Raw genomic sequence first — 22,408 nt, 5'->3', positions numbered from 1 at the left:
AATCCTCTTAGCAGGTACGCAGCCAGGCCAGCGACTGACGGTATGCTTCCGGCAGGTTCTCCGCCCGTACGCGCCCTTCATACACTACATAGCCCTGATAATTATCTTCACGCAGTTGGTCAAAAAGCGCAGAGAAATCCAGCGTACCGCTCCCCGGCTGATAACGATGGTTATCCGCAATATGCACGTGTCCCAACAGATCGCGATTGTCATGCAGCGCCTGTGCCATATCGTCTTCTTCGATATTCATATGGTAAAAATCACCAATGATTTGCACATGCTTCAGGTTGTTTTCCACGATATAGCGGCGAGCATCCGCCAGGGTGTTGATCATATGATCCTGATATCGGTTGAGCGGCTCAAGATACACCACCGTCCCCGTACGCTCGGCAACTTTATCGAGATAAATCAATGAATCACTGACGGCTTTACGATCGCCTTCCAGACTACGAGGAGAGGTCATCGGCGGTAGGCGGAAGGTAAACATGCCCCAGGCGGCAGGGACAATAATGCCTTGCCCGCCTACTTCGGACAGCGCTTCGAGAATGCGGGTAATCTGCTGTAAACCATTCAAACGACGTTCTTCGATAAAATCACCGATCCAACCGTCATACCCCCCGCAGACGGTGGTAACAGGCAGACCCGTTTCTTTGATCGCCGCTTTCACTTCCTCAAGATTGTTGACCAGCAATTTGCCGTCAATTTCAAAACCATCAAAACCCATCTCTTTGATGTAACGGAATTTCTCGAGAATATTTTCCGGGAAAAAAGCCTGATTCTGTGTTCCGATTTTCATTTTCTGTATTCCTTAATTAAAACGTCACGCCCATTTTGATGCTCTGTTCCGGATGGCGATCGACATACTGCATATAGCTTTCCGGGCTGCTGGCGAAGGTGACTACCGGATCGATAAGCTCTTCACAGTTCAGATAACCGTTCATCAACAGTTCCCAGCAGGTCTCCTCAATGCGCTTGCGGCTCCAGCGCGGATAATCTGGATTTGGTTCACTGCAGGCCCGGGAGAAGACGATTTTGGCGTTGTTGAAGTGCGCTTCACGGCCCAGGTTAAACCCTTCAGCAAAAGGTTTTGCGAAGGCGACATAGGAGATGGTTCCGCCATAGGCCAGACCGCGTAGCGCCGATTGCAGCGCATCCGCATAGCCGCTGGTTTCGATAATCACATCCGCGCCCTGTTTGCCGGTCAGTTTTTTAATTTCCATGCCCACGTCGGTGCCAATCGGATCCAGACAGAAATCAGCCCCATGGCGACGCGCGATATCACAACGATGGGCAATCGGATCCACGCCAATAACCACTGACGCACCCGCTTTCTTAGCCAGTTGTACGGCGATCTGGCCAATTGCCCCTAACCCGACGATGACCACAAAGTCGCCGACGCGCACATTGGCATCGCGCACACCGCTCATGGCGAACTGTGCAGGGTCATAGCACACGGCATTTTTCCACGAACTACCTTCTGGCATTTTGCGCAGTTTGTAGTTGTTTACGGCGTTAAAGATTACCGTTTCTGCCAGTGGGCCGTAGCCGCATACAGAATCGCCGACGGCGTAATCGGTCACATCGCTACCACACTCAATGACATCGCCCACCACCATGTTGCCAAGCTGGAACTTACCGAACTCAATTCCGCGCGGCGCCCCTTTCGGACGCGGCATAAACATTTGCCATTCGCCGTTAAAATCTTCATCAATAAACGGACTGGCAGCGCGAAAATCGACCACTTCGGTGCCATGTTTCGGTGCGCCAAAACGTACGCGGACTTTCACTTCGTTGGCGGAAACTGTTCTGTCTTCATATTCAACCAGCGCTGCAACACGCGGTTCGGTGGCAACTAACTTCTTCATTTACAACTCCTTAATTAAACTGGCCGCTTAGCCTTTCACGCCGCCTGCGGTCAAACCACTCTTAATAAAACGTTCGGAAAGCGCATACATAATGACCACCGGCAATGCGGTGACTAACGATGCGGCCATCATGCGTCCCCAGATATAGTCAGGCGTACTGAACAGCGCGTTCAGACCGACCGGTAATGTGAAATTGCTGGCGCTGGAGAGGAAAATCGAGGCGAACAGATAGTCATTCCACGCAACCATAAAGCAGTACACAAAGACTGAAACCAGACCGGACATGGCCAACGGCACGGTGATGCGAAAGATAATTTGCAGACGATTTAATCCATCCATCATCGCGGCCTCTTCTATCTCATCCGGAATGGTGTCGAAGTAGCTTTTCAGCATAAACACGGCTGTCGGCAGCGTTTGGGTCACCATGGTGATAATCAACGCCATTTCGGTATCATAAATGCCGAGGGCCGTAATGATTTTGAAAAGCGGCACTACCAGCAAAATCCCCGAAAACATGTACACCGTGTAAAAACTGGCATTGATGGTCATCCGTCCCTTAAAACGCAGACGGGAAAGCGCATACGCCCCAAGCACGCCGAGAAACACCGCCACCACCGATGACGTGACCGATACCACCAGGCTATTACGGAAGTAGTCAACAAATGGGAAGATCATCGGGTTAAAAATGTCGATGTAATGTTCCAGCGTCCATTGCTGAGGTAACAGCGTGGGATGCAGCGAGATCGCCTCTTTTGCGCTTTTGAATGAGGTCATCAGCATCACAAAAAACGGAAATAACGTGATGCCCAGGAAGACAATTAATCCACAGTAAAAGCCGATGCGGCCAAGCGTGCGTTTATTTGTTGCCATTGAGGTTCACCCGTTTTCTGGTCAGCAGGATAACAGCGAAAATGATGACGAAGAGGACGACAGAAATAGCGGCCGCTTTGCCTAAGTCATTAAATGCAAACGCTGTTTTATAGAGATAGACCCCGAGAATATCGACTTTAGTGGTCAGCAGATAAACATCGGCGAACATATAGAACATCCAGATCGTACGCAGCGTGACTACGGTCGCCAGCACCGGCATGATCGCTGGCAGCGTGACGATACGAAACCGTTGCCAGGCGTTCGCGCCATCCATTTCCGCCGCTTCATACAGCGATTTATCAATAGTCTGTAAAATCGCCAGAAACGAGATAAAGGCATACGGAAAGTAGCGCCAGATGGCGAACAGCACGACCAGTGCGAAGCTGCTGCCTGGATTGTCGAACCATAACGGCGCCTGCTCAAACAGATGCAGCAGATCCACGCCGAGATAGTTCACAATGCCGTAGCCGTTGTTGAACATGTATTTCCAGGCAAACACCAGCGAAATAGATGGCGTTACGTAAGAGAGGATCACCAGTGAGCGCGCCGTTTTCCGCAGACGAAACTCACGGTTAAAAAACATCGCCACTCCCAGCCCCAGCACCGTGCTCCCGGCAACAACCAGCGCGGTATACCAGACCGTCATCCACAGCGAATGCCAGAATCCGGGATCGGTTAAGATACGGATATAGTTACTCAGGCCGACAAATGTTGACTCAATTTGCGGATTGAGCGGCAGACGCATAAAGCTGATTTCGATGTTAGATATCATCGGCCATGCAACTAACCCCCCCAACAAGAGTAAGCTGGGCGCCAGCAGCAGCATGGCAAATGGCATATCCGATCGACCTGAAAAGAACTTATTCATCACGGCTTTCCATTTCCCCATTAGCGCTGTTCAACAAGGTCATCCAGTTTGGTCTGGCTGGCCTTCATCGTCGTTGAAAGGTCAGCTTTTCCTACCGTGACGTTGTGCACCATGGTGCTTATGACGCCGGAACCCGTAACGTCACCCATGCGGGTAAAGTTCTTATCGCCGACTGCGCCGAAGACCTGAATATTCGGCAGTTCGGCAATCAGCTGATTGGGTAACTCACCCAGCGCTTTAATGACGGCGTTATCTTTCCACGTTGAGGTGTTCACCACCGCTTTATTAACCGGGAGCGCGGCACCTGGGGACATCATTACCCAGTCAGCAATGTTGTCGGCCTGCTCCATAAAGGTGACAAATTTTTCTGCGGCTTCTGTCTCTTCGGTTTTTTGTCCTGCGGTTATGGTCAGCGACGTCAACATGCCATATACAGCAGAGGTTTTTTCCGTCGGTACCATAAAGCCAACATTTTGAGGATCCCCCTCCTTAATCACCGCCGGGAGGATATAGGTGGAATAAATAGCCATTGGTGCAGTGCCGTTCATGAAAGCGTCTTTGACCTCCATGATGTCGTTAGAACCCGGCATCGTGTTTGCCGCAAGCGAGCGATAGTATTCCAGCGCCTGCGCCATCTCTGGCGTATCAAGGGTTATCTTTCCCTGCGCATCGAAAACGTTAGCCTGGTTAGAAAGCGCGAACTGGGAGAAGGACTGTTCGGTCAATACGCTTTCCGCCGTAGGGAGCGCAATACCATATTTTTTGCTGGCAGGATTGTTTAGCTTTTGCGCCACGTCGAGCAATTGCTGCCAGTCTTTCGGTTCTTCAAGGCCTGCTTTTGCCAGTACATCTTTGCGATACCAGACCCCGCCAATCCAGGCGCTGACCGGAACCCCGGTCCATGCAGAGCCATCTTCGGTGCGTACAATACGCAGTACGCCATCATAAAACGCGTCTTCACCTACACCGTTAATGACCTGCGCCACCGCTTTACGATCGATAAGCGATTCTTTGTCCATGACTTTCGCGTAGTCATGGCTGGTTTCAATAACTTCCGGAAGTGAACCGCTACGCGCGAGGGTAATCACTTTGGTGTTGTAAGCATCCTCTTCAACAGGAACCTGTTTGACGCTGATACCGGGGTTCTCTTTTTCAAAGCGCTCAATCAGTTTGGCAATAACCGCCTGCCGCTCCTGCTCTACAGAAGAGTGCATAAATTCAATTGCGACAGAGGATTTTTTATCATCCTTACACCCAGAAACCAGGGCGCAGGACACCAGTGCTGAAATCAGCACAATTTTAGCTTTAAGCATGAAATGTTCCTTTTTATTTCTTAACCCACATAACCTGCCAGGCGTGTAGTGTTAATTCCTTACCCGAAATACTTTCTTCGCTAATCAAATCAAATCCATTTTCAATATCAATATTAATGGGTTGCGTCTGACCGCTGACATTAAATAAACCGGTAATTTCTTCGCCTGTCTCTGCCGTACGCTTAATTTGCATAACGGCCGGTGTAACACTGTTAATCTTAAAATCACTATCAGGATGGAATGCTTTGTTATTACGTCGTAGAACAATCAATCGGGATAACTCATGATAAACGGCGTGACGCAAACAGGTTTCATCAGCCAGTTCCGTTTCTATTTGTTTGATATGATATTTTTTACGGTTGATCGCCCGGTTATAACCCAGTTCCTCCACACCTTTATAGTCATTACGTGACCCGAGGATACTTTGAATGTAAATCGCCGGTACGCCTGGAAAACTCAGCAAAATGGCATGGGCGAGAATAAAGCGGGCAAATCTTTCAGTATTACTGCTATTACCCGGCGTTAACGCATCCATATACGTGACGTTAATTTCATACGGACTTCGACTACCATCAGGATTATTCTTCCAGTTAACCAAGGCGCCATCTTGTTGTAATTCCGTCACCAGTCGCATGATTTCATCTTCAGGTAACAGGCCCCGTAACGGGTTGAGGCCAATTCCGTCATGCGATGCGAGGAAATTAAACCATGTGGTCTCAGTCGATGGCAGTTCCAGTGATTGCGCCCACTGACACAATGTCGTTGTATCCTGGCGTTGTACCGCATGCAGCACCAGCGGCGGCAGCGAGAACTGGTACACCATGTGAGCCTCATCGCGGCCATTACCGTAATAGGAAATGTTATCCTTATGCGGAACGTTCGTTTCAGTAATGATCGCTGTACCCGGTGCCGCGCAGTCAGCAATAGCGCGGAACAGTTTGATAAGCTGATGCGTTTTTTCCAGGTGAATACAGGTTGTCCCTGGCTCTTTCCACATAAAACCAACCGCATCCAGGCGGACATAATCAGCGCCCTGCTCCAGGTAACTCAGTAGTACATCGATCATCGCCAGTAATACTAATGGATTGGCATAGTTGAGATCGATCTGGTCGTCGCTGAACGTCGTCCAGAGATGACGCACTGTATTATCTTTCAGCGTAAACGGGGTCAGTAACGGTAATGCGCGCGGGCGCGTGACGTTGCTCAGGTCCGTATCAGGATCCATCGCAATAAAGAAATCTTCATAACCGTCAAGCTGTTGCAAATAGTTATTAAACCATTCGCTTTTAGCTGACATATGGTTACAAACAAAATCAAACATCAGTCGACTGGATTCAGCTAATTGCTTAATATCATTCCAGTCACCGGTTTCTTCGGCAACCTGATAGTAATTAATTACTGAAAAACCATCATCCGATGACCACGGATAAAATGGCAACAGGTGCACATGAGAAAATATCGACTTAAGCCATTCATGATAAAACTGATTAAACGTTGGCAGCGGTTTTTTATCTTCCGCGTAAAATTGATCGGCGTAAGTGATCAGAACAACATCGCCCTCATCCCAATGCGCTTTACGGTTTTTTTTAATTAATTTTTGTGCTTTTTCTAAACGCGCAACCAGCGCTTCATAGTGAAGTGAAGAAAATGTGTCGCCATAGACTTCACTCAGACATTTTTGGATTTTTTGGTTCACCTTCATTTCTCGTGGTAGCGGTCCCATGACGCAAGAGACTACTCTGCCGGAAATAAGCTGTCAATCAGCTGAGGTGACCTGGAGGGGGGTTATAAAAGAATTTTGGCAGCCAAAAAATCGTATTTGTGAGCTGCCGCAAATTAACTGAGGGAATGTTGACTAATTGTTGCTTGCTTTTGTTGTTTCAGATATCAGGGTTGATTACCTGAATAGCGTTTCGACAATTTTGTCGCTGCCCGGCTCAACAAAGGTTCCAGTACTAACGCCAGCAACATTTTTAGCGGACGTCGGGCCACGGACTTCACCGCCCACCCTGCTACCCCAGCCGGGCCATAGCGCAGCGCAGTCAGTAGCACCAGCTTACCTGCTATTTTAAAGCCCGGCTTAACCCTTTGCCCGACACGTTGCCAGCGATTATTCATTTCTAACCTCACAATTGGCGGAAGCGGCTGCGTAATGTGAAGGTATCAGACGTCACATAACGCTCCATCTCACGCAAACGCTTTTCACTTGCGGCCAGCTCACGATCGACAGCATCCAACAACTCACCGCTTGATGGCTGCTGATCTCCGGAAACCACGTTGTCCGGCATCGGATCCAACACAAACGTCAGTACGATGTAGGCGACAAAGGTGAAAAAGGCCAGACCAAAAAAGATGGACAGTACCACCAGGATCCGCACCAGTTTCACAGGAACATCGAGATAATGCGCAATACCCGCGCAAACCCCTTTCACCATGCCCTGCTGCGGTATACGCCACAGTTTTTTATTCAGATTAACGCCCCCCATTAGCGGTCCCTCCAGTTTGGATGTTCAGCATCAAGGATGTCTTCCAGCGCTTGAATGCGCTCACGCATCCGCTGTGCGTCCTGGTTAAGTTCTATCAGACGCTGTTGTTCACTTTGCGCCAGCTCGCCGCGACTGGAACGATTGCTGTAATGCAGCCAGAGCCAAATCGGTAAGACGAAAAGCACAAAGATGGTTAACGGGATGGCCAGAAATAGCGCGCTCATGAGTACTCCTTACAGGTGATGAGCGGCGGCGCGTTCGGGCACCGCCAGATATTATTATTGCTTGTCTTGCTGCATTTTGGCTTTCAATTGCGCCAACTGCTCGCTGATTTCATCATCTGCTTTCAGGTCAGCAAATTGCTGATCCAGAGACTTCTGCTTACCGAAGTTATGGCTTTCAGCTTCAGCTTCCATCTGATCGATACGGCGCTCAAAAGATTCAAAGCGCGCCATCGCTTCATCCAGTTTGCCGCTGTCCAGTTGACGACGAACATCACGGGAAGAACTCGCCGCCTGATGGCGCAGCATCAACGCCTGCTGACGAGCACGGGTTTCACTAAGTTTGTTTTCCAGCTCACCGATCTCTTTTTTCATACGCGCCAGCGTATCGTCAACCAGCGTCACCTCATGCTCCAGCGAGGCAATCAGATCAGTCAGTTTCTGTTTTTCGATTAACGCAGAACGCGCCAAATCTTCTTTTTCTTTACGCAGCGCCAGCTCTGCTTTTTCCTGCCACTCTGCCTGTTGGGCGCTGGCCTGTTCGATACGACGCGATAACTGTTTCTTTTCTGCCAGAGCGCGTGCGGAGTTGGAGCGCACCTCAACCAGCGTGTCTTCCATTTCCTGGATCATCAACCGCACCAGCTTCTGCGGATCTTCAGCCTTTTCCAGCAACGCATTAATGTTGGCGTTCACGATGTCGGCAAAACGAGAAAAAATACCCATAATGTAATCCTCACTTACTGTTCTGATATCGGGCAATGCCCTGCTGCTGTTCTAATGCACTTCGCATGCCAACTTTTTAATTCATTGAATTATTTGAAAATATCCAATTTTACCTGCCGGGATAAATAGGGTAAATTGGTGAATAACACTAAAAAATGGTGAATTTCATCATGGCAGGATACAAAGATAATCTTCTGGGCGAAGCGAACAGCTTTATTGAAGTTCTGGAGCAGGTTTCTCATCTCGCGCCGCTGGATAAACCTGTGCTGGTCATTGGGGAACGCGGTACGGGGAAAGAGCTTATCGCCAACCGCCTGCACTATCTCTCCACCCGCTGGCAAGGCCCGTTTATTTCACTTAACTGCGCGGCGCTCAACGAAAATTTACTCGATTCTGAACTCTTCGGTCACGAAGCTGGCGCCTTTACTGGCGCACAGAAACGTCATCCGGGTCGTTTCGAGCGCGCCGATGGCGGCACGCTGTTTCTTGATGAACTGGCGACCGCCCCGATGCTGGTACAGGAAAAACTGCTGCGCGTTATTGAGTACGGAGAGCTGGAACGCGTAGGCGGTAGCCAGCCGCTGCAGGTCAACGTACGACTGGTTTGTGCAACCAATGCCGACCTGCCGCGCATGGTGAGTGAAGGCACGTTCCGCGCCGACCTGCTGGATCGTCTGGCTTTTGATGTGGTGCAACTCCCACCGTTACGCGAACGTCAAAGCGATATCATGTTAATGGCTGAACATTTTGCCATTCAGATGTGCCGTGAGATCGGGTTACCGTTGTTTCCAGGGTTCACCGACGAGGCCAAAGAAACGCTCCTCCACTACCGTTGGCCGGGCAATATTCGTGAGCTGAAAAACGTCGTGGAGCGTTCAGTTTACCGACACGGGACCAGCGATTACCCGCTGAATGAGATTGTGATTGACCCGTTCAGGCGTCACACCACACCGCCGCTGGTGCAAGAAACCAGACACACATCAGTAGCCTTACCGCTGGATCTGCGTGAATTCCAACAGCAGCAGGAGAAGGAATTTTTGCAAACCAGCTTACAGCAAGCGAAATTTAATCAGAAAAAAGCCGCTGAATTATTAGGTCTGACCTACCATCAGCTCCGTGCGTTACTCAAGAAACACCAAATTTAGCGTACAGGAGCAGACGTTGGACGCGAGGGTCAAAACAGTTTACCATGTTGCAATCACTGTATAAAAAAACAGGTTAATCATGATGACTCTGGCGTTAGTTGGCGAAAAAATTGACAGAAACTGGTTCACCGGTGAGAAAGTCGAAAATAGCACATTTTTCAACTGTGATTTTTCGGGTGCCGACCTTAGCGGTACTGAGTTTATTGGCTGCCAATTTTATGATCGAGAGAGCCAGAAAGGGTGTAATTTTAGCCGCGCTATCCTGAAAGATGCCATTTTCAAAAGTTGCGATCTCTCCATGGCGGATTTCAGAAATGTGAGTGCGCTGGGAATCGAAATTCGCCACTGCCGTGCACAAGGTTCAGATTTTCGCGGCGCAAGCTTTATGAATATGATTACCACACTCACCTGGTTTTGTAGCGCCTATATCACCAATACCAACTTAAGCTACGCCAACTTTTCAAAAGTCGTACTGGAAAAGTGCGAGCTGTGGGAAAACCGCTGGATGGGTACTCAAGTACTTGGCGCAACGTTCAGTGGATCGGACCTCTCTGGCGGCGAGTTTTCATCGTTCGACTGGCGGGCAGCAAACTTTACGCACTGTGATTTGACCAATTCAGAACTGGGCGATCTCGATGTCCGGGGTGTTGATTTGCAAGGCGTTAAACTGGACAGCTACCAGGCATCGTTGATCCTGGAACGTCTTGGCATCGCTGTCATTGGTTAATATTCAGGGAGCGGTACATGCCGCCCCCTGCCCTTATACAGTATTGTCCGCGCTGGTTTTCCCCAGCAGACGTTTCGACTCAGCGAACATAGACGTCAGAGGGTTCCGGTCCCCCCGTCAGAACACCATACCTGACCGGATGTATAGCTATTCTCTTCAGCCGCTAAAGTGACATACAGCGGAGCAATTTCTACCGGTTGGCCTGGACGACCGAGTGGCGCATTGGCGCCAAATTTCTCAATTTTTTCCTGTGGTTGGCCACCGCAACACTGCAATACCGTCCAGTACGGCCCAGGCGCGACAGCATTTACACGGATCCCTTTGGGGGCCAGTTGTTTAGCCAGCGATTTAGTAAATGCCACTATCGCCGCCTTGGTCTGAGCATAATCAAGCAGGATCTCACTTGGCTCATAAGCCTGTACCGACGAGGTGTTAATAATCACGCTATCTCGCGAGAAATGGGGAATAGCCGCCTTGGTGATCCAAAACATGGCGTAGACATTGGTCTTGAATGTCGCATCAAATTCTTCTGTGGTGAGTTCTTCGATCGATTCACAAAATTGCTGACGACCGGCGTTATTCACCAGGATATCCAACCCTCCCAGGGCGTCTACCGCCTGTTTTACCAGATGGTTACAAAAAGTTTCGTCACGAATATCACCGGGAATCGCCGCAACTTTTCTCCCAGCTTTTTTTATCAATTCGACAACCTCACGCGCATCGTCCTCTTCTTCAGGTAAATAATTAATCGCGACATCGGCGCCTTCGCGGGCATATGCAATGGCAACAGCACGCCCAATACCTGAATCACCACCGGTAATTAATACCTTGCGACCATTTAACCTGCCGCTTCCCTGATAGCTTTCTTCGCCATGATCGGGACGCGGTTGCATTTTTCCGGCGAGTCCCGGAAAAGGTTGTTTTTGATGTGGAAAAGGCGGCTGAGGAAAACGCTCTGAATTAGTTTTATTGGTGGTCTGTTTTCCTTTATTTAGGTCAGTCATTCAATCACCTCTCATGAGTCATCATTCATCGCAAAGACTAATAAGCGTAGAACAAAATGAATGACATGACCTTTATAATTTACCCAACACTTAATTTTTGCCTAATATTAACCTGGTTCTCACGATGACAACTTCACATAGCGTGAAGATATTTCCTCGGATATTTCCTGGTTTATTTATTTGTTCTTCCAGGCGGAAACTTCTTCAATCAATACCGCCAGGCTAAAACGCACCGCCTTTTCAATGACGTCCTGGCAATCCCCGGAAAAATACTCCCGTTTTGTTATTATCTGCCCGCGGAAATTCCACGCAAACCACACCGTTCCTGCGGGAGTACCATCCTCCCCACCCTCCGGCCCCGCATATCCACTAATGGCTATGCTGATATCGGTTCCGGCTCGCTCACGTATCCCTACAGACATCTCACTAACCGTTTGTTCACTAACGGCGCTATATTTTTCCAGCGTACTGGCCCGCACGCCAAGCATTTTCTGCTTGGCACGATCGCTAAAGGTAATAACACCAATATCATAAAATTCTGCGGTATCCGCCTGTGCACAAAGCGCGGCGGCCAGCTTTCCTCCTGTACAGGATTCTGCGGTAGTCAACGTTAAATCGCTACCAACAAGCGTGTTTGCGACCCGTTTCGTCAGTTCAGACTGTTTTTGCGTCATTGTTCTCCGTATTCATTACCGCCTCGCTAATTCTCTTCAGGAATAACAGAAATATGTCCGTTGCGTTCCAGAATGGCATACTTAATTTTACTTGATTCGGTAATCCCCTGATTTTGTCGGGCAGCGACTAATATATCGTCAAGGGAGACATCCACTTTCTTCATTTTATCCAATAAAGGGATCCCGTGATCTAGCAGGATAACCGGGGAACCATCCAGCACGGATTCAGCCCCACCCACCTTTTTTTTAATGAAACCGAACAGAATATCAATAGTAACCAGTGTGACAATCGTGCTCATGGCGCCGGTTATCGAAAAATCATTTCCCAACAAGGCTTGCTGCGTTGCTTCACTGATAATCAATAATAAAATCAGATCGAAGCTGGTCATTTGTAACAATGCCCGGCGACCGGCTATTTTGAAAACCACCAGCAAAATAAGGTAAATGGCTAATGCCCGGAAGACCATCTCCATACTCACCTCCTAGGGATAAATAAATTGTCTGAAGCGGATTTCAGGTTCGCCATTTAACTGGAGAAAACTCATTACACTTCCTGGTTTCACGGGCATAACCCGCAGCCAGATAGTAAAGTCCTGCGTTGCTTCAGAATCATTGTAGGCGAGGTAAAGATCGTTACCCTTGCTGTACATGCTGTCTGGCTGCGGCCAAATATTTTCCATCTCATAAAATTTGTTGAAATCGCCGCCAATGCGCAACGTCTTGTTCACAGAATCATGCTTTTGTGCAGAAATTTTAATTTTAAATTCCGTTTGCAAACGCCCAAACCTTTCGTATTGTAACTCTGTTGTCTTTAAGCTGTTTTTTCTCGTCACCTCACTTAAATATCCCCCGGAAAACGATCCCGCCATAGCAAATAAAACAATGCAGAGCAAACAGATAAAACCAATCTTGTGAAAGCCAGATTCAAAATTCAGAAAACGTTGACTCTCTTTTACGCCTTGCAAATGGGCTTTTTTTCTGTTCATCTCACCGCCTCGCTTATATCGAACCAATCCTTTGTTTTATTGAAAAATTATCATTTGAGACTTATCCCACTCGCCAGATTAATAAATAGCAACCAAACTTAATAAGTCAAATCGATTTCAATGGAGGCTCTATGAAAATATCTCTCGCCCCCTTACTGTGTTGTTTTTTATTGCCCACAGCGTTTGCCGATGATAATGGCGGATTGAAAAAAGATACCGCCCCGCCACCTGCGCACGCACTGGATGAAGGGTATCGTGGCACTGAAGATGCAAGAATCATGACCGTCCAACAAGCTAAAACCATGCATGACGGTGCGACCATCTCTTTACGAGGTAATCTCATTGAGGCTCAAGGAGGAGATAAGTTTATCTTCCGGGACAAAACCGGCACTATCAATACGCTAATCCCACTTGCCGTCTTTGATGGCCGAACGGTAAAACCCGATCAAATGATCAGGATTAACGGTAGCCTTGACGCTAAAATGCAACCGCCGGTGGTACGCGTTAATAAAATCCAGAAGTAATTCGACATCCGGGAAGATATTCACTCTTCCCGGCCTCATTCTTGTTACTTTTCCGCTGATTCTCTGGACGCCCCCCTTCCATTCAACAGATTCATTTTTCCCGTCAGACACCTCACATAATCTCTCTCCCAGTGAATCCGGCGTTTAAGCGAGTCAGAGGGGCCATGAAAATGCTAAGATAGCTAATAGAGTATATGCAAAGTGGATAGCAGGTATGAATTTTGACCAACTGACGATGTTGAATTCGCGGTCATCATCCCTGCAGCCCCAAACACAAACGGTAATGGCAAATGTCATTAAGTATTAGTAAGATAGCTTCTTTATATATAACCCTTTAAAATTATGCGCCTGGTTTTATCATCTCTGATCGTGATGGCTGGATTTCTGAGTGGTCAGGCTGTAGCTGCGCCTGAGCAGGCCCCGTACGCTGATATTCGTGACAGTGGCTTTGTCTATTGCGTTAGTGGGCAGGTCAATACGTTCAATCCACAAAAAGCGAGCAGCGGTCTCATCGTAGACACATTAGCGGCCCAATTGTATGACCGACTACTTGATGTCGATCCCTATACCTATCGCCTGGTGCCAGAACTGGCTGAAAGCTGGGAAGTCATGGATAACGGCGCAACCTACCGCTTTCATTTACGTCGCGATGTTCCGTTTCAAAAGACAGCCTGGTTCACGCCCACCCGCAAACTGAATGCGGACGATGTGGTATTTACATTCGAGCGCATCTTTGATCGCCAGCATCCGTGGCACAATGTCAATGGCAGCAGTTTTCCTTATTTTGACAGCCTGCAGTTCGCCGATAACGTCCAAAGCGTGCGCAAGCTGGACAACAACACCGTTGAATTTCGCTTAAATCAACCCGACGCCTCCTTCTTATGGCACCTTGCCACACATTATGCCTCTGTGATGTCGGCCGAATATGCCGCCAAATTAGCAAAACAGGATCGCCAGGAATTACTCGACAGACAACCCGTCGGTACCGGCCCGTACCAACTTTCAGAAAATCGTGCAGGCCAATATATTCGCCTGCAACGGCATGAAAAATTCTGGCGTGGTACCCCCTTGATGCCTCAGGTCGTGGTGGATCTCGGCTCTGGCGGAACCGGACGTTTATCGAAATTACTGACCGGCGAGTGCGACGTCCTGGCCTGGCCCGCTGCCAGCCAGCTCAGCATATTGCGTGATGATCCTCGACTGCGTCTGACGCTGCGTCCGGGGATGAATATCGCCTATCTGGCGTTCAACACGGATAAACCGCCGTTGAACAATCCTGCCGTACGACATGCGTTAGCGCTGGCTATTAACAACCAACGGTTAATGCAATCTATTTACTACGGTACGGCGGAAACCGCGGCATCTATTTTGCCTCGCGCCTCGTGGGCTTATGACAACGAAGCTAAAATTACCGAGTACAATCCGGAAAAATCGCGCGAGCAGCTAAAAGCGCTGGGGTTGGAAAACCTGACGTTACAACTCTGGGTCCCCACCAGCTCTCAGGCCTGGAACCCCAGTCCCCTGAAAACCGCGGAGCTGATTCAGGCTGATATGGCTCAGGTGGGTGTGAAAGTGAAGATCATCCCGGTAGAGGGTCGTTTTCAGGAGGCGCGATTAATGGATATGAATCATGATCTGACGTTGTCCGGTTGGGCAACTGACAGTAACGATCCTGACAGTTTTTTCCGACCGATGCTCAGTTGTGCCGCAATTAACTCACAGACCAACTTTGCCCACTGGTGCAATCCGGAGTTTGACAGCATTTTGCGCAAAGCCCTCTCTTCGCAACAACTCTCCTCGCGGATTGATGCCTACGACGAAGCACAAAATATTCTCGCACGCGAGTTGCCGATCCTGCCGCTGGCCTCTTCGCTCCGTTTGCAGGCTTACCGCTATGACATCAAAGGGCTGGTGCTCAGTCCATTCGGCAACGCTTCTTTTGCCGGGGTTTCCAGGGAAAAGGCTGAAGAGGTGAAAAAACCATGATTATCTTCACCCTGCGCCGATTTTTATTACTGCTGGTCACCCTGTTCTTCCTGACTTTTATTGGGTTCAGCCTGAGCTACTTCACACCTCATGCGCCGTTACAGGGCGCATCGCTGTGGAACGCCTGGGTATTCTGGTTCAATGGCCTGATTCACTGGGATTTTGGTGTGTCCAGTATTAACGGTCAGTTGATCTCAGAACAACTGAAAGAGGTGTTCCCGGCGACGATGGAACTGTGCATTCTGGCTTTTGGTTTTGCACTAATGGTCGGGATCCCCATCGGCATGTTGGCGGGCATTACACGTAATAAATGGCAGGATCGTTGCATCAGCGCATTGGCTCTGATGGGCTTTTCTATTCCGGTTTTTTGGCTGGCGCTGCTGCTGACGTTGCTCTTCTCACTAACCCTCGGCTGGCTGCCCGTTTCGGGGCGTTTTGATCTGCTCTACGAAGTTAAGCCCGTTACCGGGTTTGCCATTATTGATGCGTGGATCACCGACTCGCCCTGGCGCGACGAAATGCTGGTTAGTGCGATCCGCCATATGGTGCTTCCGGTATTAACGCTCTCCGTGGCACCGACGACGGAAGTTATTCGTCTGATGCGTATCAGCACCATTGAGGTCTTTGATCAAAACTATGTTAAAGCGGCGGCTACTCGTGGTCTGTCACGGTTAACGATTTTACGCCGTCACGTACTGCACAACGCGCTTCCACCGGTTATCCCGCGCCTGGGTTTGCAGTTTTCCACCATGCTGACGCTGGCGATGATCACCGAGATGGTCTTTAGCTGGCCAGGTCTTGGCCGTTGGCTGATTAACGCGATTCGCCAGCAAGATTACGCGGCGATTTCGGCGGGTGTGATGGTAATAGGCTCATTGGTTATCATTGTTAACGTCATCTCTGATATTTTGGGTGCTATGGCTAACCCTCTGAAACATAAGGAATGGTATGCCTTACGATAGCGTCTACAGCGAAAAGCGCCCGCCTGGTACGCTGCGCACCGCATGGCGCAATTTTTACGGCGATGCAACCGCAATGATCGGCCTGTATGGTTGTGCGGGACTGGCGATTCTGTGTATTTTTGGTGGTTGGTTCGCGCCTTACGGCATCGACCAACAGTTTCTCGGCTATCAGCTTTTACCGCCATCATGGTCGCGCTATGGCGAAGTCTCTTTCTTCCTCGGGACTGATGACCTGGGGCGTGATGTTTTAAGCCGCCTGCTCAGCGGAGCTGCCCCGACCGTGGGCGGCGCGTTTGTCGTCACCCTTGCCGCCACGCTGTGTGGTTTATTGCTTGGCGTGGTTGCCGGGGCAACACACGGTTTGCGTTCCGCGGTGCTGAATCACATTCTGGACACCCTGCTGTCGATTCCTTCGCTGTTGCTGGCGATTATTGTGGTGGCCTTTGCCGGGCCGCATCTGACTCACGCGATGTTTGCCGTCTGGTTGGCGCTGTTACCGCGGATGGTTCGCTCCGTCTACAGCATGGTGCATGACGAGCTGGAAAAAGAATATGTCATCGCCGCTCGCCTTGATGGCGCAACCACGCTCAATATCCTGTGGTTCGCTGTTCTGCCCAATATTACCGCCGGGCTTATCACTGAAATCACCCGTGCGCTGTCGATGGCGATCCTGGATATCGCCGCGCTGGGTTTTCTCGACCTTGGCGCGCAGTTGCCATCACCGGAATGGGGAGCCATGCTCGGCGACGCGCTGGAGCTGATTTATGTCGCACCGTGGACTGTCATGCTGCCAGGGGCGGCGATCATGATAAGCGTGCTGTTGGTTAACCTGCTGGGTGATGGCGTGCGCCGCGCAATTATTGCGGGGGTGGAATAATGCCATTACTCGATATCCGCAACCTGACCATTGAATTCAGAACCGGTGACGACTGGGTAAAAGCAGTTGACCGCGTCAGCATGACCCTCAATGAGGGTGAAATCCGCGGACTGGTTGGCGAGTCCGGCTCCGGCAAGAGCCTGATCGCCAAGGCCATTTGCGGCGTCGCTAAAGATAACTGGCGCGTAACCGCTGACCGTATGCGCTTTGATGATATCGATCTCCTGCGCCTTTCCGCGCGTGAACGACGCAAGCTGGTCGGTCATAACGTTTCCATGATCTTTCAGGAACCGCAATCGTGCCTTGATCCGTCCGAGCGTATTGGACGACAGCTGATGCAAAATATTCCAGCCTGGACCTACAAGGGCCGCTGGTGGCAGCGCATCGGCTGGCGTAAACGCCGGGCGATTGAGCTTTTGCACCGCGTCGGGATAAAAGACCATAAAGATGCCATGCGCAGCTTCCCGTATGAACTGACCGACGGCGAGTGTCAGAAGGTAATGATCGCTATCGCACTGGCTAATCAGCCGCGCTTGCTGATTGCTGATGAGCCGACGAACGCGATGGAGCCAACGACCCAGGCGCAAATATTTCGCCTGCTGACCCGGCTGAACCAAAATAGCAATACCACCATTTTGTTGATCAGCCATGACCTGCAAATGCTCAGCCAGTGGGCAGACAAAATCAACGTAATGTACTGCGGACAAACGGTGGAAACCGCGCCCAGTAAAGATCTGGTGACGATTCCACATCATCCTTATACGCAGGCGTTGATCCGCGCCATTCCTGATTTTGGTAGCGCCATGCCGCATAAAAGTCGTTTGAATACCATGCCAGGAGCGATTCCATTGCTGGAACAATTACCCATCGGCTGCCGTCTGGGGCCGCGCTGCCCTTATGCTCAACGTGAATGTATTGAAACCCCACGACTGACCGGAGCAAAGAATCATCTCTACGCCTGTCATTTCCCGCTGAATATGGAGAGAGAGTGAGATGGTAGAAACCCTGCTCGAAGTTCGCAATCTGAGCAAAACCTTTCGCTACCGGACGGGTTTATTTCGCCGACAGACCGTTGAGGCCGTTAAACCACTCAGCTTTACCCTGCGCGAACGTCAGACGCTCGCCGTCATTGGCGAGAATGGTTCCGGTAAGTCCACGCTGGCAAAGATGTTAGCTGGCATGATTGAACCCACCAGCGGTGAACTGCTGATTGACGATCACCCGCTAAAGTATGGTGATTACTCATTCCGTAGTCAGCGGATCCGCATGATTTTTCAGGATCCGTCAACATCGCTTAACCCTCGTCAGCGTATTTCACAGATCCTCGATTTCCCGCTGCGTCTGAACACCGACCTGGAACCTGAACAGCGTCGCAAACAGATTATTGAAACGATGCGCATGGTTGGCCTGCTGCCTGACCATGTGAGCTATTATCCGCATATGTTAGCGCCGGGGCAAAAACAGCGCCTGGGGCTTGCCCGCGCGCTCATTTTGCGACCTAAAGTGATTATCGCCGACGAAGCCCTTGCCTCTCTCGACATGTCGATGCGTTCGCAGCTCATCAATTTGATGCTGGAATTACAGGAAAAACAGGGGATTTCGTATATCTATGTGACTCAACATATCGGCATGATGAAGCACATTAGCGATCAGGTATTAGTCATGCATCAGGGGGAAGTTGTTGAGCGCGGCAGTACCGCAGATGTTCTGGCCTCCCCACTACATGAGCTGACTCGTCGTCTGATTGCAGGGCATTTTGGCGAGGCGCTTACCGCGGACGCCTGGCGGAAAGATCGCTAATAAAGCCGCTGCCCTCCGTAGCCGGAGGGCAATTACGCCATCAGTGACAAACACCGGGTAAGAGCAGAGTCTCAACCTCGTTAAACACGACTGACGGAAAAACGCTCCCCTGTATCGCCCAGACACCTGCGGCGCTGACGTCATTGATAAGTCGTGATGTTTCGACTCCCTCCACCGCGACGCGATCGCAATATTCCCGGATATTTTTGATAAGCACCGGAAACATCGGCTTTTCTACCTGCTCAAGGAAAAAACCGCGATCCAATTTAACCACGTCAAAATGACCGCAAACCAGTGGAGTTGCCCCGCCGATACCGGAGCCGAGATCGCCCAGCCATAGCGCGTTTGGGCCGTCACAGAGTGAATTAATCAGCAGATTATTCAGGCAAATCGTACTCGACAGAAAACGCTCTGACAGTTCCAGTGCAATAAAGGGCATTGCGTGTAGGGCCGACTTGATGACCGGATCACCAATTGCCAGAAGCGCCATTTCATCAATAAGATGAAGGGTACAGAGCAGATTGTTGCTCTCAAACCAATCACGCTTTTCGGCAATTAACTGAATTTGCTTGAGCATGAAATTACGCTTTTGTTCGCTATCCCACGCTGAAACGATGATATCTGCATGCAATGGGCGAACCGTATCTGCAGCAAACCGGGCGATCATCTCCACACCCAGCAACTTATTTGTTGTGTCTCTCATCGGTTCCGCGATGAAATGATAGTGCATAAGACCACTCCAATTGATCATAACTTCCTGATAATGCACTTTTAATCACAATCAATCAATAATATCGATCAATGTATCGATATTGATCGATAAAAACAATATATCATAACAAACTGAATATATGCATGTTTTTTGTTTTAAGAAAGTTCTTACCTTGCTATGTTTATTAACATCAGCTAGCGCCTTAATAATACCATTTTAATGCCTTTAAAGGCTTGTATTTTCTCATTGTCTTCAATGGAATACGGGTCGGGCAAGGCACAACCAGAGGAAGTAATATCCTCGCCATTTGCAATGAATGGCAAGAGTCATTTAGGGTTGATAACCATTCAAAAAGGAACAATGAGTAGGATATAATTTCAGACCAATTTCGCGCGTTTTTGAGATGGCAATCATCACGCATTGATTGCTACGAAGAAGCACTGATCATAAGGATTAAAGCTATGGGTTTTCTTTCCGGTAAGCGTATTCTGGTGACGGGTCTTGCCAGTAAATTGTCCATTGCCTGGGGAATCGCTCAGGCCATGCATCGCGAAGGCGCTGAGCTGGCGTTCACCTACCAGAACGACAAACTAAAAGGCCGTGTGGAAGAATTTGCCGCTCAACTGGGGTCCAGCATCGTACTACAATGTGATGTGGCCGAAGACGCCAGCATTGATGCGATGTTCGCTGAACTGAGCCAGTCCTGGCCGAAATTCGACGGGTTCGTGCATTCCATCGGTTTCGCGCCTGCTGACCAGTTGGATGGCGACTATGTGAATGCGGTCACCCGCGAAGGTTTTAAAATTGCTCATGACATCAGCGCTTACAGCTTTGTTGCGATGGCAAAAGCTTGCCGCTCTATGCTGAACCCAGGCTCTGCGCTCCTGACGCTATCCTACCTGGGCGCAGAACGCGCGATCCCTAACTACAACGTGATGGGTCTGGCGAAAGCCTCTCTGGAGGCAAACGTCCGTTACATGGCTAACGCAATGGGTCCTGAAGGTGTACGAGTGAACGCCATCTCCGCAGGTCCAATCCGTACTCTTGCCGCTTCCGGCATTAAAGATTTCCGTAAAATGCTGGCGCATTGTGAAGCGGTGACGCCGATTCGCCGCACCGTGACGATTGAAGATGTGGGCAATTCCGCAGCATTCCTGTGCTCCGATCTGTCTGCCGGTATCTCTGGTGAAGTCGTTCACGTTGATGGTGGCTTCAGCATTGCAGCGATGAACGAGCTGGATCTGAAATAATCGTTTAGTCCTCTATGGGCGGCCTACCGTCGCCCATGATTTTCACCGCCTCCGCCACTGCCCTGCGCCATATATACTTTTCCGATATTTATTATCACGTAACAATCTTTCATCCCCCATCGGCTTACGTCAGGATATTGCAGCGCAAACGATCCGGCGCAGGTGTATGACGACGTGTCCGGGTCGCCACTTTTAGACCAAGGAACGCCCATGGAACAACGCCGAATTGTAGGCAAAAGCCACTGGTATCATGAGACGCAATCCAGCACGTATCCGCAAGATGTTCTGCCGCTGGTGCCGGAGGCCGCTCATGTTGACGACAGCTTTTTACTGGACCTGGCGATATCTCATGACGTACTTTTACCCTTTCAATCCTGGTTAACCCCTGCCCGTAAACTTGCCCAACTTCTTTTCCCTGCTCATGTCGTACTGGATCGGATGCATACGTTCAGCGCCTATGAACGGATGAGTACCGCCCTGACCGTCGCTCAGGTATATGGCGTGCAGCGATTGTGTAATCACTATGCCGCACGTTTAACGCCGCTGCCGGGTCCTGATTCGTCTCGTGAAAGTAATCACCGACTGGCGCAAATCACCCAATATGCGCGCCAGCTCGCCAGTTCACCTGCCGTGATCGGCGAGCGTGATCGTCAGCACCTTGATGCGGTCGGGCTGACCACCTGCGATAACATACTGATGAATCAAATCATCGGCTTTGTTGGTTTTCAGGCGCGGGTAGTCGCATTACTTCAGGCCTGGTGCGCCCACCCGGTACGTCGAATACCGGGTCTGGATATACAGCAATTCGCTCACGCTTCGCCATTTAGCGCCACAAACTCAATCTGGCACGCTGCGCCATTGGCGCGCGAAAAACAGCATGCCTACGTTGAATCGATAGCAGGTTATCCCAACGAACTGCACGCGCTGATCCCCTTGCTAACGCATTCACCTGACGTATTAGATTTACTCAGATCTCTGATTTCCAGTACACAACGCAGCGATATGCCGACGCGGGCATTTTCTCTGACGACCCTGATGACATCACGCATCAACGGCAGCGTGGCCTGCTTTAATGAACACGCGCATACCGCACATGAATTAACTGACATCATCACTGTCCTTCGTCAGGACGAACGTGAATTGCAGCGCTGGGAACAACGACATCCGGTTGAGCGCGTCACCCTGCAGGCGGTACAATGGCTTACCCGAGCGCCCGACCGCTTTAGCGCCGCACTGTTAACACCGTTGTTCGATCAGGGTATCTCTTCAGAACAGGCGATTAACCTGCTGGCCTGGAGTGGATTATGCGGATGGTTAAATCGCTTGAAAATCGCGCTGGGCGAGACGTATTAACCGATCCACTTACTTAAAGAGCGCTTGCTGCAACTGGCAGAATCGCGTAAAACTGTCAG

24 protein-coding genes and 1 pseudogene are annotated in these 22,408 nt (G+C 50.0%); 10 read left to right on the top strand and 15 right to left on the bottom strand.

Translation table 11 applies throughout. The features are described 5' to 3' along the window. Positions 1–7: 7 nt before the first annotated feature. The 10 genes from FDX04_RS06530 to pspA all read right to left on the bottom strand — a co-directional run bounded on the left by FDX04_RS06530 (position 8) and on the right by pspA (position 8,349). A complete protein-coding gene (locus FDX04_RS06530) occupies positions 8–796 on the bottom strand; it encodes a sugar phosphate isomerase/epimerase (RefSeq protein WP_137370643.1) in 789 nt (262 codons plus the stop codon). A 16-nt stretch (positions 797–812) separates the two neighbouring features. Next, positions 813–1,865 carry a zinc-binding alcohol dehydrogenase gene (locus tag FDX04_RS06525; protein WP_137370642.1) on the bottom strand — a complete coding sequence of 351 codons (1,053 nt, stop codon included), beginning with the start codon at positions 1,863–1,865 and terminating at the stop codon, positions 813–815. A gap of 27 nt (positions 1,866–1,892) precedes the next feature. Further along, the gene (locus FDX04_RS06520) at positions 1,893–2,735 is read right to left on the bottom strand and encodes a carbohydrate ABC transporter permease (RefSeq protein ID WP_003020474.1); all 843 of its coding nucleotides are present in this window, start codon (positions 2,733–2,735) and stop codon (positions 1,893–1,895) included. Further along, positions 2,722–3,603, bottom strand: a complete 882-nt coding sequence (locus FDX04_RS06515) for a carbohydrate ABC transporter permease (RefSeq protein WP_042308518.1) — start codon at positions 3,601–3,603, stop codon at positions 2,722–2,724. Before FDX04_RS06515 ends, FDX04_RS06520 begins: the two co-directional genes overlap by 14 nt. A 20-nt stretch (positions 3,604–3,623) precedes the next feature. Continuing rightward, positions 3,624–4,916 carry an ABC transporter substrate-binding protein gene (locus FDX04_RS06510; protein WP_042308124.1) on the bottom strand — a complete coding sequence of 431 codons (1,293 nt, stop codon included), beginning with the start codon at positions 4,914–4,916 and terminating at the stop codon, positions 3,624–3,626. Positions 4,917–4,929: 13 nt separating this feature from the next. Next, complete coding sequence (locus FDX04_RS06505; RefSeq protein ID WP_137370641.1) at positions 4,930–6,639, bottom strand: sugar phosphorylase; 1,710 nt, start codon at positions 6,637–6,639, stop codon at positions 4,930–4,932. Positions 6,640–6,803: 164 nt separating this feature from the next. Further along, on the bottom strand, positions 6,804–7,034 hold the full coding sequence (gene pspD, locus FDX04_RS06500; RefSeq protein WP_137365440.1) for a phage shock protein PspD: 231 nt from the start codon (positions 7,032–7,034) through the stop codon (positions 6,804–6,806). A gap of 8 nt (positions 7,035–7,042) precedes the next feature. After that, the gene (gene pspC / locus FDX04_RS06495) at positions 7,043–7,402 is read right to left on the bottom strand and encodes an envelope stress response membrane protein PspC (RefSeq protein WP_061381254.1); all 360 of its coding nucleotides are present in this window, start codon (positions 7,400–7,402) and stop codon (positions 7,043–7,045) included. After that, the gene (gene pspB / locus FDX04_RS06490; RefSeq protein WP_137370640.1) at positions 7,402–7,626 is read right to left on the bottom strand and encodes an envelope stress response membrane protein PspB; all 225 of its coding nucleotides are present in this window, start codon (positions 7,624–7,626) and stop codon (positions 7,402–7,404) included. The genes pspC and pspB overlap by 1 nt, the downstream gene beginning before the upstream one ends. Before the next feature lie 54 nt (positions 7,627–7,680). Then, complete coding sequence (gene pspA, locus FDX04_RS06485; RefSeq protein WP_003020532.1) at positions 7,681–8,349, bottom strand: phage shock protein PspA; 669 nt, start codon at positions 8,347–8,349, stop codon at positions 7,681–7,683. A 155-nt stretch (positions 8,350–8,504) separates the two neighbouring features. On the opposite strand from pspA, the gene pspF reads away from it, so the two are divergent. Continuing rightward, entirely contained in the window at positions 8,505–9,494 is a 990-nt protein-coding gene (gene pspF / locus FDX04_RS06480) for a phage shock protein operon transcriptional activator (RefSeq protein WP_167371245.1), read from the top strand. An 82-nt stretch (positions 9,495–9,576) separates the two neighbouring features. Further along, the gene (locus FDX04_RS06475; RefSeq protein ID WP_137370677.1) at positions 9,577–10,221 is read left to right on the top strand and encodes a QnrB family quinolone resistance pentapeptide repeat protein; all 645 of its coding nucleotides are present in this window, start codon (positions 9,577–9,579) and stop codon (positions 10,219–10,221) included. A gap of 95 nt (positions 10,222–10,316) precedes the next feature. Here FDX04_RS06475 and FDX04_RS06470 read toward each other — a convergent pair whose 3' ends face one another. From FDX04_RS06470 to FDX04_RS06455, 4 genes and pseudogenes are all read right to left on the bottom strand, one after another. Beyond that, positions 10,317–11,225, bottom strand: a complete 909-nt coding sequence (locus FDX04_RS06470; RefSeq protein ID WP_137370639.1) for an SDR family oxidoreductase — start codon at positions 11,223–11,225, stop codon at positions 10,317–10,319. Between the two features lie 176 nt (positions 11,226–11,401). Continuing rightward, positions 11,402–11,915: pseudogene (locus FDX04_RS06465) on the bottom strand (2-oxo-tetronate isomerase). A 10-nt stretch (positions 11,916–11,925) separates the two neighbouring features. Continuing rightward, the gene (locus tag FDX04_RS06460) at positions 11,926–12,372 is read right to left on the bottom strand and encodes a DUF421 domain-containing protein (RefSeq protein ID WP_137370638.1); all 447 of its coding nucleotides are present in this window, start codon (positions 12,370–12,372) and stop codon (positions 11,926–11,928) included. A gap of 9 nt (positions 12,373–12,381) precedes the next feature. Further along, complete coding sequence (locus FDX04_RS06455) at positions 12,382–12,885, bottom strand: hypothetical protein (RefSeq protein WP_137370637.1); 504 nt, start codon at positions 12,883–12,885, stop codon at positions 12,382–12,384. 131 nt (positions 12,886–13,016) lie between these two features. Here FDX04_RS06455 and FDX04_RS06450 point away from each other — a divergent pair, with 131 nt between their 5' ends. The 6 genes from FDX04_RS06450 to sapF all read left to right on the top strand — a co-directional run bounded on the left by FDX04_RS06450 (position 13,017) and on the right by sapF (position 19,034). Then, on the top strand, positions 13,017–13,409 hold the full coding sequence (locus tag FDX04_RS06450) for a YdeI family stress tolerance OB fold protein (RefSeq protein ID WP_042308109.1): 393 nt from the start codon (positions 13,017–13,019) through the stop codon (positions 13,407–13,409). Positions 13,410–13,751: 342 nt separating this feature from the next. Next, complete coding sequence (gene sapA / locus FDX04_RS06445) at positions 13,752–15,395, top strand: ABC transporter substrate-binding protein SapA (RefSeq protein ID WP_042308107.1); 1,644 nt, start codon at positions 13,752–13,754, stop codon at positions 15,393–15,395. After that, positions 15,392–16,357, top strand: a complete 966-nt coding sequence (gene sapB / locus FDX04_RS06440; protein WP_061381249.1) for a peptide ABC transporter permease SapB — start codon at positions 15,392–15,394, stop codon at positions 16,355–16,357. Before sapA ends, sapB begins: the two co-directional genes overlap by 4 nt. Further along, positions 16,344–17,234, top strand: coding sequence for a peptide ABC transporter permease SapC (gene sapC, locus FDX04_RS06435; protein ID WP_016156640.1), 891 nt, complete (start codon positions 16,344–16,346; stop codon positions 17,232–17,234). The genes sapB and sapC overlap by 14 nt, the downstream gene beginning before the upstream one ends. Beyond that, complete coding sequence (sapD, locus tag FDX04_RS06430; RefSeq protein WP_003020556.1) at positions 17,234–18,226, top strand: peptide ABC transporter ATP-binding protein SapD; 993 nt, start codon at positions 17,234–17,236, stop codon at positions 18,224–18,226. Before sapC ends, sapD begins: the two co-directional genes overlap by 1 nt. Position 18,227: 1 nt before the next feature. Next, positions 18,228–19,034, top strand: coding sequence for a peptide ABC transporter ATP-binding protein SapF (sapF, locus tag FDX04_RS06425; protein ID WP_016153235.1), 807 nt, complete (start codon positions 18,228–18,230; stop codon positions 19,032–19,034). Between the two features lie 40 nt (positions 19,035–19,074). Here the strand turns inward: sapF and FDX04_RS06420 are convergent, their stop codons facing one another. Further along, entirely contained in the window at positions 19,075–19,764 is a 690-nt protein-coding gene (locus FDX04_RS06420) for an EAL domain-containing protein (RefSeq protein WP_137370676.1), read from the bottom strand. Between the two features lie 443 nt (positions 19,765–20,207). Here FDX04_RS06420 and fabI point away from each other — a divergent pair, with 443 nt between their 5' ends. Together fabI and FDX04_RS06410 are read left to right on the top strand one after the other, a co-directional pair. After that, on the top strand, positions 20,208–20,996 hold the full coding sequence (gene fabI, locus FDX04_RS06415) for an enoyl-ACP reductase FabI (protein WP_042308097.1): 789 nt from the start codon (positions 20,208–20,210) through the stop codon (positions 20,994–20,996). A 210-nt stretch (positions 20,997–21,206) separates the two neighbouring features. Then, a complete protein-coding gene (locus FDX04_RS06410) occupies positions 21,207–22,349 on the top strand; it encodes a carboxymuconolactone decarboxylase family protein (RefSeq protein ID WP_137370636.1) in 1,143 nt (380 codons plus the stop codon). The last annotated feature ends 59 nt before the right edge of the window (positions 22,350–22,408 follow it).

Origin of the sequence: Citrobacter sp. wls615, assembly GCF_005281355.1 — a bacterium.
Taxonomy (GTDB): domain Bacteria; phylum Pseudomonadota; class Gammaproteobacteria; order Enterobacterales; family Enterobacteriaceae; genus Citrobacter; species Citrobacter werkmanii.
The sequence above is the reverse complement of the archived record's forward strand: the minus strand, read 5'-3'. Positions and strand labels throughout refer to the sequence as shown.